This is a genomic window from Vibrio sp. 1069, from assembly GCF_033340555.1.
Genome location: NZ_JAWOWP010000004.1, coordinates 135,380 through 148,950, shown reverse-complemented (window position 1 = coordinate 148,950; position 13,571 = coordinate 135,380). Strand labels below are relative to the sequence as shown.

Here is a 13,571-nt window from a genome sequence, read left to right as displayed (position 1 = left end):
ATTAATTCCCACCTTTTCTAATAACTTGCTTCACTGTCATCGCTATAATTTTAAGATCGAGATAAATGCTATGAGTCTTTACATATTCTAGATCTAATCGGGTTCTCTCTTCTGGTGTCGTATTTGAACGCACCGTAGCTTGAGCCAAACCCGTGATTCCCGGTTTGACGCTATTACGTAATTGCCACTCATCTGGCGTATAGTTTTTTTCTTGGACGGGGACGTCAGGACGAGGGCCAACGATGCTCATATCACCCAATAGCACGTTTATAAGTTGCGGTAATTCATCAATACTTGTTCTTCTGATCACTCGTCCAACTCTAGTGATTCTTGGATCATTTTGTTGAGTGAAATAAGGACCTACTTCGGATGCATTGCATTTCATACTACGAAATTTATACATCCCAAACTCTCTCCCTCCTAACCCCACTCTTTTTTGTTTAAAAAATGGTGAACCTGGATCATCGACGAAGATGATGATCGCAACAACAAACAAAAGTGGCGCGAGTAAAATCAATGCCAACGCCGAAACTAAACAATCAAAAATAGTTTTCACATCTCACCTTCTACAATGCCGTCCACAATTCTTTTTAGTTCGTTTTTATCATGTTGAATCTGCTCATAAGTCCTATTTTTCAATCTCTCTATCTCGGAATACAAGCGCGATACTTCTAGCTCTAGATCGAGTTTACTCTTTAGTTCCTCAAGGTTTTTAGAACGCTGATGAAATGCTCTGGACAATATAACCGCACTTGAACCAAGACGAGCATGTTCTCCCAAAATCAAACTAGCAGGTAATGTCCCTTCGCCGACTCTAGCCACGCCCCCAAAGCCAAATGGCTTTCCAGAAGTTTTTATTGCCGCAACTAATTGATCCAAGTATCCCGTTGAAATGATCTCGAACATAAAACGAAAGCCTAACTCTCTATGCAAGTCATTCAACCCTATATAGAACTCTGATACATACGGGCTATCAACATAAGTTTCTAGAGACTCGGCTGCAGATTTTGTCTCAATAAGAGGAATGAATTTGGCTCTGCCATTTATCATCTTACCAACACTGTTCACCTCTTCTTTTGAGTGAAACATTGGTAACATAATGATATCAGCACCCTCGGCAATAGCTCGATCGACTTCTTTGCTAATGTTTTTATTGAAAGGGTTGATGCGAACTAATACTTCAGATGAACCTGATGCCGTTTTAACCTTATTGATATCTTCTTCAGAATGATTACTTATTACAGTATCTAAATGCCCTTGACGCTCATATTTACCAAGAACTTCCAGGTCAACAAAAATACGACTAATACCACAACTGTTAGCATAAGAAGCAATCTCTGGATTATTAGTTATATACATTAAATTCATACTAACTCCTACTAGTCATAAACCTAAACATTAAAACAAACACTAATAAAACTGATGTTACGTATACTCCTATAGTAAAGGTTCCAATAATAGGTTCTAATGTAATAACAAAGTTCTTTGCAGAGTACAAAATAACAAACGTCATCAATAGCAAGGAAATACCAAGCACAAGTATTCTCATATCTACATAGAATGGAAAAATCTTATGACCGGCTCGAAGAGCAATCAAAAAACATATTGCTGTAGAGGCGTAAAAAGTTATTAGAGAATAAAGCAAATCTTCAATTGGTGGTTTTACCAATATTAAAAAAGAAAAGACGACAATACCCAATAGGGTAGTAACTATGAAAGGTCGCTTAGTATCCCTTCTTGATGAAAAAACAGCTAGAATAATGCCGTTCACGCACTGAAACGGTAAACTTATGGCATACGTTTTCAAATATTCAGAAATATTCATCAACTGATGGTGACTTAACGCCCCCCAACCATAAATAGTTTCAACTATAGTATCCGCATAAAGAACCATTGCTGTCGTCACAAGTATGGACATAAAAAGACTAAAACATAATATATTGGATGCTAGTTTTAAGAACTTACCTTCATTACCATTCGAGTATATTCCCGATAATTTAGGAAGAAATATTATACTAAATACCGTCGATAGGATAATTAAAGGCAGCTCTACCAACTTAATTGTGTAGTTCACTAAAGACAACGACCCTCCCCCATCAATGGAAGCGACGGTACGGACAATTATTGGTAAAAGGAAGATAACACCACCTGCAGCCAAAGCATAAAAATATCTAGATAATAAATCTCTGCTTATTAAATTTCTTTCATGTTTGATAAAAAATGGGGGTAACCCTATAGCAAGTACTTGTGACAGCCACCTCATTAAAGACGCTAACACCAAGCCAATCGATATTAAGATAAACCCACTATCTAAAAAGGCTGTTAAGCAAACAAATACAATAATAGTAAGATTAACTATTAACGTACTCAAAGAAGTAATTGTGAACCTTTCTTTGGAATTTAGATAAGCTAACGAAGCACCAGTTGCCAATGAAAAAGGCAATGCAATTAAGCTAAAGAAGAAGTAATCTTGATTGGTTTCTATAAATGTCTCATTCATTCCCAAAGCAAGAAATGATATTAAGTCACTCCTAAGTGGATAAGAAAGCAAGCAAACTGTTAAACCAAAAAGAAACATTACTGAAGTTACTTGTTTGTAAAGTAACTGACTATCTTCTTCATTTAATTTCTTAAACTCAGGAACTAGTGCCATACTCATGGCACCGCCCATGAGTAAGTTAACTAAAAAGTCTGGAGTTGTAAGCAATAAAACAATAAAATCACTGTTTTCTGTTGCCCCAAAATTATTTGCGATTATTATTTCACGAAGAAAGCCACTAAAACGACCGATAAACAGTCCTAGCGAAACAATTAATGCACTAAGGAAGATTTTCTTCATGGGTATAGCTAGGAACCTAGATATCTAGAAATTTCACGTGAAATATTTTCTGTAGCTAAGCCTTCATATAGACTTATGCAGTGAGTGGCTCTTTCAAGCTCTTCAATAATGGCATTGTACAGCTCACTTTCATGAAATACGGGGGTGGATAAACCAGCCTTATAGAATGAATTGTAGCGGTTGAAAACAGTTCCTTCTAATGTAACTAATCCCAACCCCATGGCTTTGCCCTCTAAGCCAACGGTACTCATATTAGTCAAAACAATATCTGACTGAGCTAACTGCTCATGAAGTGAATCATTCTTACCTGAGACATGCAAGTTACTGTAGTCTGAATAATCAATAACTTGATTTGGATGCGGCCTTACAATAACTTTCCAATCATGTTCTTGAGCAAGAACATTGAGCTTTTCTCGGACTCTAAATGCAAACTCCGGGTCACCTACAATATCAGGATATAAATGAAAATGTTTAGGCAGGTGGCAGTCAGCGAACAAAAGCGTTAACTGATTTGTTTTTTTTCTTCTTTCTGTCAATTTGATACTGTCAAAAACTGGCGTACCGGTGGCAACAATTCGAGCTGAGCGACTTTTTCTTGATGCTTCCAAGTTAGATTTAACTTCACTGGAAAGGACGCAAATAATATCAGCTAACTCGTCATTAGCGATATCTAAAACTCCTGAAAGCCCACCTTCAATCCATAACCCATCGTTGATACAAAGCGTCGGTACACCACACTTCTTCGCCGCAGACAAAGACGCTCGTTCTGCTCTGATTGCATTCGTTGTGATAAGCATATCAGGAGAAAGAGATTGAATAATTTTTATTAACGTGGGCTCTGGATAAAAAGCAGCTCTTCCTTTGCTTTCATACAATGACTTTGCCTCCTCCAGACCTACGCTCTCGACAAGATCATAGTATGAGCAACCCATGTAATATAAGCTATCTTCATATTGTACTTCACCATTATGCTCGAGGTTCGCAAGGAGGCCTTCACCAGTAGTAACGACTTCCGGATCGAAGAGTTCTTTGAAAGATCGGAATGTCACATAAGGTACGCCCCGAGCAGCTAAGTAAGGAGCGGCCAAAGTCAAAGCTAGGACCGTTATCTCGTATTTATCTTTGAGCTGCTGGTAAAGGGGCTCAATGATCGTTACGTGCCCACCACCGTAACATACCATTAGCAGTTTTTTTTTCATTTCCTGACCTTAAAACTAAGATTTTACAGCGTTGCTTATATTCTTTAACTGCACTTTTAATCTATGTCGCAATAACTTAATAATTATTTAATAATATATAAACTATAGGTAGCTAAAGACACTAATATGCAAACAATGTATTATTAGATAAAACGAAAGAACAAATAGCATTACTAGATAGTAATAATCGAAAGTCGTTGTGATAATAGCCTTATTGCCTACTAGCTTCATATTTTTTGTATTCAATAGCTTTGTAGTTAACTATTCATCTTCACACCGAGATAGTAATATCTCAGCGATTTTGAACTCTACAGGGAAATTGATATCAAAAACTTCTTCTACTGGCATTATAAAGTGCTTAGGCTTAGCACCGAAGAAGTAACTATTTTTCAACATATTTTTGTGCCTTTGAATAAAAATAGCACCATCTTGTGCATAAAGCGGCTCCAGCTCTGATGCTAGCGTATGCCTTTCCGCATATGGGTTATAATTTAAAACTTGAAAATTAGAGTCCCATAAGTGCTCTTTCAATTCATACACCGATAACAAAGAGTCATACCCTTCTTGTTCAGCCTCAAAAAAAGCGTTAACAGCACTCTCATAAGTATCGACAGATACTAATGGGTTTGTACAGTGAGCCCAAACAACAACATCTGCGGAAATCAAACTACACATGTTTCCTATCATATCATTGGCACTAGCTCGTGCTTCATCACAGTAGTAGTCTGGTCTCTTTACTACTTCTGCACCTCTTGCTTTTGCTAGTTCTAAAATCGTTACGTCTTCAGAACCGACAACAACACGGCTAATAGAGGGACATTGCTTTAGAGTATCAATTTTCCGCTCTAAGAGGCTAACGCCATTGATTGGAAGAATATTTTTATTCGGAATTCTTTTGCTTCCACCGCGAGCAACTATTACTGCTACAACATCCACATTAATCACCTGTATAAATATTAGATTGGTATTAAGGATTATACCTCGTCAAGCATCGCACAATCCTAAAGTTTCTTAAACTAATCAAGTTTACACTGACTATAACAAGTTAACCACACAATCAAAGATTTGTTGGTAGCGTTAGGTGGACACTTCAAATTATTGCGTAGTGTTTTGGTTATAACCATCTCGTAAGGCTTCAAAGTTAATTTCTTGCCACTTTATCCGGCGTTTATCTAACTCCTTCAAAAATGAACGCTTCAGTCGCGATAAATTGGCACTTTGCCACTCAGAGCTTCGCTCAAAACGGCACTTATCAAAATCGATAATCCATACCTTATCTTTGTCGTCGATCAAGATATTGTGGATATTCAAATCGGTATGGTTAACGCCAACCTGATGCATCTTGGCAATTTCTTGCCCTATTTTCTGATACATTTCTACCGATAAAGACTGTTCTTGCAAGATACTAACCAGATCTCTGGCGTTTGGGATTCGCTCACTTAATAAATCAGCTTGATAGAAGAGTCCTGACTTTACGGCTCTTGCTGCAATAGGACGAGGAACGTGCACCCCAGCCTCAATTAGCGCCAACAAAAGCTGAAACTCTTGCGCACAACGGGTATTATCCCAGCCAGAGAACCAATAATAATCGTTAACTAACTTCCCAAACAAACCGCCACGACGGTAATGACGTAGTGCCGCTTGCATGTTCTCTAGTTGGATAAACCATGTCGTACCTCGCCCCGTCGCACTGCCAACCACCTTGTCGGAGGACTGCCAGTATTCCGCATCAAATATCGGTTGGCTAGGGTCTGTAATGACCTCGTCATCAAACCAGATCACTTGGTTGTTGTTTTTATACTGTTGAGTCATACGCTCACCCTCTAGCCTAAATACCGGCTGGCTAATATATACAACCAAGTAAATGCAGCAAACGCCAAAGCAACCATAACGGCAGCAGAGCCTATATCTTTAGCTCGACCACTGAGTTCATGCCGTTCAATACCGATACGATCCACTACCGCCTCAATCGCTGAGTTTACAAGCTCTACAATCAAGACTAATACCACGACTCCGATCATTAAGATACGCTCAACTATGCCGACATCCATTAGCCAAGCCAAAATCACGGCGATACTCAACAAAGCCAACTCTTGTCGAATGGCAGCTTCATGCTTAAAAGCCGCTTTTAATCCTTGGATCGAATAACCCGTCGCTTTAACGATGCGCTTTAGTCCGGTATTACCCGGCTTACCAGATTCTTGCGATTGATGTGGTGTTGTCTTTGACATTGCAGAACACTTATCAGTACTTAGCTATATTCGAGCCGTGTATTTTACATTTATTGGGGATGTCTGCATAATTTACCTGCCTCTATTCATCGAATCAGACAATAATTATGTTCACTTCTGCCCCATCGTCACTATGCGTCTTGCGTTTGTCCGCTATTGGAGACGTTTGCAACACTATCGCCACCGTTCAAGCTATTCAGAAACACTGGCCTTCGACCCAGATTACTTGGATAACGGGTAAACTTGAAGCCCAGTTATTAGCCGCCATCGATGGTGTAGAAGTGATTGTTTTTGATAAAAAAGCGGGACTTGATGGCTACAAGTCGCTTTGGCGACAGCTGAAAGGCAGAGAGTTTGATGCGCTATTGCATATGCAGTACGCGATTCGAGCTAGTGTCGCAACGTTAGGTATTAAAGCAAAATACAAACTTGGTTTCTCTTCTGATAGAAGCCAGGACTTTCAAACGCTATTTACCAATGTCAAAGTGCCTTCCCCACAATCTCTGCATGTTGCAGATGGCTTAATGGCCTTTGCCCATCAAATTGGGATACCAAAGGCTGAACTAGACTGGGTACTTTCTTATTCAGACCACGACCAAGCTTGGGCAGAGTCTCATATTTCTCGTAGTAAACCTAACCTGCTGATTGTGCCTGGTGCGAGCAAAGCTTATAAAAACTGGAACGCGGAAGGTTATGTGGATGTGATTCATCACGCCAGAGCAAAAGGCTGGAACGTGATTCTGGCAGGCAGCCCTGCTCAGGTAGAATTGGATCTGGCAGAGGCCATTCAATCTCGCTTGGAAGAACCGTGCCTAAATTTAGTGGGACAAAGTTCAATTCTGCAAATGCTTGCGTTAATAGATAAGGTTGAAATGGTCATCGCCCCCGATACCGGACCAGCACACATGGCGAATGCAATGAAAACGCCAATCATCGGGCTCTATGCACACCATAATCCGCTGCGAGTGGGACCTTACCGTTATCTAAAATACGTTGTCTCGGTGTATGAAGAAACGATCTTTGCGGAAACAGGTAAAAACAGTAACGAGTTAAGCTGGCGAACTCGCGCTAAAGATGAAACGGCAATGAACCGCATTACTAACACTCAAGTAATGAGCATGTTCGATCAAGTCTTAGAAGATTTGTATCCTCAATACCAGTAAACTTACTGTCTTGATTTGTTAAGAAGGAAATGACCTTGTCCAAACCAACCTTAGCCGTTGCCTTAATTGTAAAAAATGAAGAGAAGCACTTACAAGCTTGTCTAGACACAGTAAAAGATTGGGTCGATGAGATTGTCCTTCTAGACTCGGGCAGCACTGATCGCACTGAAGAAATCGCCCGACAATACACAGATAAGTTTTACACCAACCTAGATTGGCCAGGATTCGGTAAACAGCGCCAACTGGCGCAGCAATACGTTACGGCAGACTACGTTTTGTGGCTTGATGCGGACGAACAAGTCACTCCAGAGCTAAAAGAAAGTATCTTACACGCGGTATCAGCCAATAAGCCGAACGTTTTATACAAACTTAATCGACTAAGCTCAGCGTTTGGTAAGTTCATCTACCATTCTGGTTGGTCTCCAGACTGGATTGTGCGCTTATATCGCACCGAATATACACAATATAATGATTCGCTCGTTCATGAAAAAGTTGATGAGAAAAACTATCAAACTGAAAAACTGGATGGTCGACTGCATCACTACACTTACGAGCACCTTCATCATTACATCAATAAAACCACTGGCTACCTCAAGGCCTGGACGGATGAACGTGAAGGTAAAAAGAAAGCGGGTTTAACGACCGCTATCGTTCACGCTCTTGCTAGCTTTTTGAAGATGTATGTTCTCAAACGAGGCTTCCTTGATGGCAAACATGGCTTCATTCTAGCTTGGCTAAGCATGCACTCTACTTTTGTAAAATATATCGATCTCTACTTACGTGAACAGGCAAGAAAATCATGAAAACGACTTTAATTATCACCACTTACAACTGGAAAGAAGCATTAAAAGCGGTGTTAGAAAGCGTGAAACGTCAAACCGTTTTGCCTGACGAAGTCATTGTTGCAGATGACGGTTCTCGAGACGATACCAAAGCAATGATCGACCAACTGCGTGACGGCTTTCCAGTACCACTTATTCATAGCTGGCACGAAGATAATGGCTTTCAACTTTCAATGAGCCGCAACCGTGCGATCGCAAAAGCATCAGGTGACTACCTCATCATGATTGATGGCGACATGGTGTTGTCTCAAACGTTTATTGAATCACATAAGCAAGTCGCAAAGCCAAATTGGTTTGTGCAGGGTGGGCGTGTGTTAACGGATGAAAACTGCAGCAAGGCCATCATGGAAAACGGCTTAGTGCCTTCCATTTTCAGCAAAGGCATTCGCAATCGTAAAAACTGCATCACCAACGCCTTGCTATCGAAATGGTTCTCTTACGAGCGGAATAACGATAAAGCCACTCGCGGTTGCAACATGGCATTTTGGCGACAAGATGTCATCGAGGTGAATGGCTTCAACCAAGATTTTGTTGGATGGGGACGCGAAGACAGCGAGTTTGTTCATCGCATGTTGAATGCGGGTAAGTCACGTCTTTACCTAAAATTTGCAGGTGTAGGCTACCACTTGTACCACGTAGAAAACTCTCGCGCGTCACTCGGAAAAAATGACGAGATTTTAGAAAACACCATTAAAAACAAGCTTAAACGCTGTGAGAATGGTGTTGATCAATTTCTAGAAGCTTAAGATTATAAAAAGGGGCGTTTCGCCCCTTTTTTATTGTTGCTGAGATAAAGCGAAGTACTTATCGGCAACCATCAATGAGATCAAACGCTCTTTACGTTTATCTTTGAACTGCTCAACCCACTGGTGCGCATTTTCAATGATCGCTAATGCTTCTTGCTCATTCGCTAGGTAATAATCCATCTTTTCGGGCAAATCCGAATAGTCATCCTTCACTTCAACATAGTGGACGCCTGCCTTTAACTTACCTTCCATAAACCAAGTCTCATATTTTGGCTTTGACATAATAACCAAGGAGTTAGACGACATAGCCCACTTAAGGTTGGTGGCTACATCATTGCCTTCTATACAGAGCAAAAACTTATACTGCAGTTGCTCTTCAATACTCATAAAGCCCTTTTCCCATGGTTTCCCTTCTACCGGGCGGGTCTGGCCAATATTGCATTGCGGATGGTTATAAAACGCATGAATCACCTTTTTACGATGCGGCTGAAAACCCACGCCGCGCCACGCTACCATGTCCTTTTTATCTTGATAGCGAACAGGATCATCAATAAATTTAAAATGACGAACTTGATTAAGTTTCAACACCACTGAATTTTGGTTGTTACCAAAAATAGGGCGGCTTTTTATAAAGCTCGGTACATTGGGGATGTGTGTAACATCGCCGTTGATGTAGTTAAACGCAAAACTGGAAGGGAAATAGCGTACAACTTGGCGAAGATCGAAAAAATACGTCCAACCTTTCGTTTTTTTGAATGTATCGACAGTAGCGTAACTTTGTTCTCGGCTATCGACTGAAAACGGCGTTTCACACTTGTTGTAATAGTTCACCCGCTCAAGGCAGCGTTGCTTCTCGGCTTCAGTTAAATTCGAAAGTAAACGCTTTGCTTGTGCTCGATATACAAAACGAGGGATAAGTATCGAGAGAGCGTTTGAGAAATAATAAGGGAACTTACTGTCTTTCATTCAGTTTTTCCCCAATCGCGATGGCTACTGGCTTGGGAACGAACTGATCGATACTTCCGCCATGAATCGCTACTTCTCTCACGATAGTCGACGATAGAAATGCAAACTCTTCTTCAGGAGTCAAAAATACACTTTCGATACCTGGTAATAGCTTTCGGTACATGTTGGTTAGTCCAAACTCGTATTCAAAGTCTACCGTTGTTCGTAAACCACGAATAAGAACCTTAGCTTTCTCATTTCTCGCGAAATCCACTAATAACCCGGAGAACCCCTTTACCGTCACACCAGGTAAATGCGCTACAACGTCCTGCATCAGCGCAACGCGCTCTTCCAATGAAAACATGGTGTTCTTCGATGGGCTTGCGGCTACGCCAATTACTACCTCATCAAACATTTCGTGAGTACGCTCTATTAGATTGAGGTGACCATTAGTCACTGGATCAAAAGTGCCCGGATAAATGACTTTCATATAATTTACTAAGTTATTCGAAACTGATTGAATTATTGAGGCTCGAGCGCAAGATTACAACAACTTAAGCTCGATAATAGCTCGACTTACTTCTGACACTCACCACAAAAGAAGGTATTACGTTGGCCAATCTTTAGCTCTTGAAGTCGTTCACCGCACTCTGGGCATGGCTCTCCGGCTTTTCCGTAAACCAATAACTCTTGTGCAAAGTAACCCGGCTTTCCATCGGCTTGCGCAAAGTCTTTCAGCGTAGTCCCACCTTGCTGAATCGCGATTTCTAACGTGGCTTTGATGTTCTCCACCAGTAATCGCCACTCTTTCTTAGTTAGTTTTCCTGCTGGGCGAGTTGGGTGAATGCGGGTTTTGAACAAAGACTCATTGGCGTAGATATTCCCAACGCCAACCACCACTTTATTGTCCATAATGAACTGTTTAACCGCAACACGCTTACCTTTGGCTTTGTCTGCCATATATACAGCGTTGAACTCCTCGGTTAAAGGCTCAGGTCCCATATGATCTAACACGGTGTGAGACTCATTAGGAGCGCTCCAAAGCCAAGCACCAAAACGACGCGGGTCGTTGTAGCGTAACACTTTGCCATTGGTGAGTTTAAGGTCAACATGATCGTGCTTTGCCGCAGGGAAGTCAGCGTCGAGTACACGCAATGATCCAGACATGCCAAGGTGAACAATCGCTGTACCTTGGTCAGTATCAATCAATAAGTACTTGGCACGACGACGAATATTACGAATAACCTGCCCTTCCAAAAGCTTAAGCTCTTGAGGAATATCCCAACGTAGCTTCGGAGTACGAAAAACAAATGCCTTGATCGTCTGCCCAATCATATGAGGGCTGATCCCCATTCTGCTTACTTCAACTTCTGGTAATTCAGGCATTTGACTCTCCTTAACAGCGTCAGAAACAACATTAGTGAGCGCTTAGCATAATTGAAAAGCAGTATGACAAACACAGTTTCAGCGAAAGGTTATTACGCAACTTTTACTTAGGCATGATGTAGTTACCATCAACAGAAATCGCGATCCACTTGTCTTGCCAATTTTTAAATAGCCAAAAATCGTCAAGGCGGTAAAAAGTGATACGTTGTGGCTCTTCCAAACCTTGATACCAGACTTCGATGCTTTCCGGCGGTGAAAGGCGAGGCTTTAACTGTTCATACTGCTGAGAGTTCAGTTCTGTGCCTTCAAGTGATTGCCAGCGAGTCACTATTTCTTGTACGGGGATATTGGCTTTAATGTTGGATTGCCACTGTCCATTTTGCTTGTCTAATTCCCAACCAGCATAGTAAATGGCACTGACATTATGATCGGAGCGTAACAAGTTTGGATACGGATCCACTTGTTCATCGATAAGATAGTTTTTGATCCAAGTTGGCGCATTAAGGATCACCATGAACACGATGATGCCTAAGATTAGAATATTGTTCCAACGGCGGCGGTATACCTTTTTAGACATAATTCACCTCATCGCTTAAATCAGCAGCAGCTTAACCAAGCTGCTGCTGATTTAGAAAATCTACATTAAATTATGATTGAATCGGATCATCTTTTAACGTATTTAGCGGAACCAATTTACCTTCTCCATTATTCACTTCCGGCACATCCGCATGTGAAGAGAAGAAAGAAGGTAATGCATCCAACCTCTGACTAGAGACACCCATCAATTCAGAGATTGCTTTGATCATTGTGAAGCCATTACGTGGATAATCAACTACTTTTCGTTCATTGAAATCCGAACCAATGACAAACAAAGGCACTTCGTAGGATTGTTTTACCGATGGATCATGACGCAAGTTTTCACCACTATTACGATGCCCAAGTCCGTGATCGGAAACATAAATCAAGTTGTATGGCAGCGACTGCTTCCCTGCAAGTTGGGTAATTTTCTCTAGCATTGTGTCTGTTTGCTTTATCGACTCAATGTAACAAGAGATCTTGCTGCCATTGAAGTTAAACTCAACATCACCTTCCACACGATCACAGAAACCTGGGTGTGAGCCAATTAAGTGGATCACAATCAATTTTGATTTATCGTCACTCGACAGCGCTTTTTGAATGCTTGGCAGCAGTGTGCTGTCATAAACGTTCGAGTCTCTAAAGCTACCGCTGCGTGTAAAGGAAACATGCTCAGCATAGTTAGCAATTGAACTGATTCCGGTATCGAATTCTCCCATTCGACCTTGGTTAGAAACCCAATAGGTTTCCACACCAGCCATTTGCGCTAAGGTGTTGATGTTGTTATTCAGCTCAATATCAATACCATCATTCATTGTGACGTAGCGCATTACCGAGGTGAACGTGTTCGGACCTGGGGACAAAAAGTTTGTCCAAAGCTGCCCTTTGGCCGTCGACATAAACGGCGTATTTTCCATCGGCAGACCATACGCATTCATGTAGTCTTTTCGTACGCTTTCACCAATCACAAAAATGGTGTTCTTAGCCTCGCTTGGTGTTTTGGTGATTTTCCAAGAGGCTGGGATTTTACGCTGAGCCATGATCTCTGCGTTGTACTGATAGTACATGTTGTACGAATCAAACCAATCAAAAATAAATCGAATCGGCGGATAACGCATGTAAGAGAGCAATGCATGTATGTAGTCACTATTAACATTGCGATCTTTAATGGTGCGAATAGGTTTATCCAGGAGTAAAAACGAAAACAAGATTAAACAGAATACTGATGCTTTACGACCTTTAAGTTGTGGTACATATTTGAACAGATAAAAGGACACTACAGCGAAAAGTGCCGCGACTGCCAACGTTCTGAGCTCCAAATCATTAAAGAACTCAAGCGCTTCTGAAGGGTTGGTCTCAATCAATGAAGAAATGATGGTCAAATTAGGATGACCATAATTCCAAGAAATAGGAATATAGAAAGTCGCAATCACAGCTAACAGGGCATATACCCAGTGACCAATACGATGAGCTTTAAGAAAAGCGAGCGTAATCGACATTAAGATAAGACAGTCCGCTTTTATTTCATAACCCAACGCGGCACTAAACATCACAGCTAAGATAATTAATGCAACAAACTTTAAGGCTTGTAACCCTAAATGCATCCTTTTTTGGCTCCTATAACTAAAGCAAATAATAAAAAAC

Annotated in this window: 15 protein-coding genes; 3 read left to right on the top strand and 12 right to left on the bottom strand. The window is 41.0% G+C overall.

The features are described 5' to 3' along the window. Window position 1 precedes the first annotated feature (1 nt). From R7040_RS08640 to R7040_RS08610, 7 genes are all read right to left on the bottom strand, one after another. Window positions 2-556, bottom strand: coding sequence for a sugar transferase (locus R7040_RS08640; protein WP_043035978.1), 555 nt, complete (start codon window positions 554-556; stop codon window positions 2-4). Then, on the bottom strand, window positions 553-1,368 hold the full coding sequence (locus R7040_RS08635; protein ID WP_046874098.1) for an aldolase/citrate lyase family protein: 816 nt from the start codon (window positions 1,366-1,368) through the stop codon (window positions 553-555). The genes R7040_RS08640 and R7040_RS08635 overlap by 4 nt, the downstream gene beginning before the upstream one ends. Before the next feature lies 1 nt (window position 1,369). Next, the gene (gene murJ, locus R7040_RS08630; RefSeq protein ID WP_046874099.1) at window positions 1,370-2,839 is read right to left on the bottom strand and encodes a murein biosynthesis integral membrane protein MurJ; all 1,470 of its coding nucleotides are present in this window, start codon (window positions 2,837-2,839) and stop codon (window positions 1,370-1,372) included. An 8-nt stretch (window positions 2,840-2,847) separates the two neighbouring features. Beyond that, on the bottom strand, window positions 2,848-4,038 hold the full coding sequence (locus tag R7040_RS08625; RefSeq protein ID WP_206953559.1) for a hypothetical protein: 1,191 nt from the start codon (window positions 4,036-4,038) through the stop codon (window positions 2,848-2,850). Window positions 4,039-4,299: 261 nt separating this feature from the next. After that, a complete protein-coding gene (locus R7040_RS08620) occupies window positions 4,300-4,974 on the bottom strand; it encodes a cytidylyltransferase domain-containing protein (protein ID WP_052499839.1) in 675 nt (224 codons plus the stop codon). 159 nt (window positions 4,975-5,133) lie between these two features. Continuing rightward, on the bottom strand, window positions 5,134-5,850 hold the full coding sequence (locus R7040_RS08615; RefSeq protein ID WP_206953558.1) for a 3-deoxy-D-manno-octulosonic acid kinase: 717 nt from the start codon (window positions 5,848-5,850) through the stop codon (window positions 5,134-5,136). A gap of 11 nt (window positions 5,851-5,861) precedes the next feature. Beyond that, complete coding sequence (locus R7040_RS08610) at window positions 5,862-6,269, bottom strand: diacylglycerol kinase (RefSeq protein ID WP_206953557.1); 408 nt, start codon at window positions 6,267-6,269, stop codon at window positions 5,862-5,864. A 107-nt stretch (window positions 6,270-6,376) separates the two neighbouring features. On the opposite strand from R7040_RS08610, the gene R7040_RS08605 reads away from it, so the two are divergent. Genes R7040_RS08605 through R7040_RS08595 form a run of 3 tightly spaced genes read left to right on the top strand, consistent with a single transcriptional unit; the run spans window position 6,377 to window position 9,020 of the window. Next, complete coding sequence (locus R7040_RS08605) at window positions 6,377-7,432, top strand: glycosyltransferase family 9 protein (protein WP_064377028.1); 1,056 nt, start codon at window positions 6,377-6,379, stop codon at window positions 7,430-7,432. Between the two features lie 35 nt (window positions 7,433-7,467). Further along, window positions 7,468-8,235 (top strand): glycosyltransferase family 2 protein, encoded by a 768-nt coding sequence (locus R7040_RS08600; RefSeq protein WP_047103887.1) that lies wholly within the window; start codon window positions 7,468-7,470, stop codon window positions 8,233-8,235. After that, window positions 8,232-9,020, top strand: a complete 789-nt coding sequence (locus R7040_RS08595; protein ID WP_064377027.1) for a glycosyltransferase family 2 protein — start codon at window positions 8,232-8,234, stop codon at window positions 9,018-9,020. The genes R7040_RS08600 and R7040_RS08595 overlap by 4 nt, the downstream gene beginning before the upstream one ends. A 30-nt stretch (window positions 9,021-9,050) precedes the next feature. Here R7040_RS08595 and R7040_RS08590 read toward each other — a convergent pair whose 3' ends face one another. The 5 genes from R7040_RS08590 to R7040_RS08570 form a co-directional block, all read right to left on the bottom strand. Next, on the bottom strand, window positions 9,051-9,986 hold the full coding sequence (locus R7040_RS08590) for a glycosyl transferase family 90 (RefSeq protein WP_213869615.1): 936 nt from the start codon (window positions 9,984-9,986) through the stop codon (window positions 9,051-9,053). Then, window positions 9,973-10,455 carry a pantetheine-phosphate adenylyltransferase gene (coaD, locus tag R7040_RS08585; RefSeq protein ID WP_064377025.1) on the bottom strand — a complete coding sequence of 161 codons (483 nt, stop codon included), beginning with the start codon at window positions 10,453-10,455 and terminating at the stop codon, window positions 9,973-9,975. Before coaD ends, R7040_RS08590 begins: the two co-directional genes overlap by 14 nt. 86 nt (window positions 10,456-10,541) lie before the next feature. Beyond that, window positions 10,542-11,351 carry a bifunctional DNA-formamidopyrimidine glycosylase/DNA-(apurinic or apyrimidinic site) lyase gene (gene mutM, locus R7040_RS08580; RefSeq protein ID WP_046874104.1) on the bottom strand — a complete coding sequence of 270 codons (810 nt, stop codon included), beginning with the start codon at window positions 11,349-11,351 and terminating at the stop codon, window positions 10,542-10,544. 103 nt (window positions 11,352-11,454) lie between these two features. Further along, window positions 11,455-11,928 carry a hypothetical protein gene (locus R7040_RS08575; RefSeq protein WP_213869613.1) on the bottom strand — a complete coding sequence of 158 codons (474 nt, stop codon included), beginning with the start codon at window positions 11,926-11,928 and terminating at the stop codon, window positions 11,455-11,457. Between the two features lie 70 nt (window positions 11,929-11,998). Next, the gene (locus R7040_RS08570) at window positions 11,999-13,531 is read right to left on the bottom strand and encodes a phosphoethanolamine transferase (RefSeq protein ID WP_046874106.1); all 1,533 of its coding nucleotides are present in this window, start codon (window positions 13,529-13,531) and stop codon (window positions 11,999-12,001) included. Between the last annotated feature and the right edge of the window lie 40 nt (window positions 13,532-13,571).

Excerpts from the sequence above, each read along its gene's own strand:
- R7040_RS08635 (WP_046874098.1), bottom strand. The coding sequence starts at position 1,368 with ATGAATTTAATGTATATAACTAATAATCCAGAGATTGCTTCTTATGCT.
- murJ (WP_046874099.1), bottom strand. The coding sequence starts at position 2,839 with ATGAAGAAAATCTTCCTTAGTGCATTAATTGTTTCGCTAGGACTGTTT.
- R7040_RS08625 (WP_206953559.1), bottom strand. The coding sequence starts at position 4,038 with ATGAAAAAAAAACTGCTAATGGTATGTTACGGTGGTGGGCACGTAACG.
- R7040_RS08615 (WP_206953558.1), bottom strand. The coding sequence starts at position 5,850 with ATGACTCAACAGTATAAAAACAACAACCAAGTGATCTGGTTTGATGAC.
- R7040_RS08610 (WP_206953557.1), bottom strand. The coding sequence starts at position 6,269 with ATGTCAAAGACAACACCACATCAATCGCAAGAATCTGGTAAGCCGGGT.
- R7040_RS08605 (WP_064377028.1), top strand. The coding sequence starts at position 6,377 with ATGTTCACTTCTGCCCCATCGTCACTATGCGTCTTGCGTTTGTCCGCT.
- R7040_RS08595 (WP_064377027.1), top strand. The coding sequence starts at position 8,232 with ATGAAAACGACTTTAATTATCACCACTTACAACTGGAAAGAAGCATTA.
- R7040_RS08590 (WP_213869615.1), bottom strand. The coding sequence starts at position 9,986 with ATGAAAGACAGTAAGTTCCCTTATTATTTCTCAAACGCTCTCTCGATA.
- coaD (WP_064377025.1), bottom strand. The coding sequence starts at position 10,455 with ATGAAAGTCATTTATCCGGGCACTTTTGATCCAGTGACTAATGGTCAC.
- mutM (WP_046874104.1), bottom strand. The coding sequence starts at position 11,351 with ATGCCTGAATTACCAGAAGTTGAAGTAAGCAGAATGGGGATCAGCCCT.
- R7040_RS08575 (WP_213869613.1), bottom strand. The coding sequence starts at position 11,928 with ATGTCTAAAAAGGTATACCGCCGCCGTTGGAACAATATTCTAATCTTA.
- R7040_RS08570 (WP_046874106.1), bottom strand. The coding sequence starts at position 13,531 with ATGCATTTAGGGTTACAAGCCTTAAAGTTTGTTGCATTAATTATCTTA.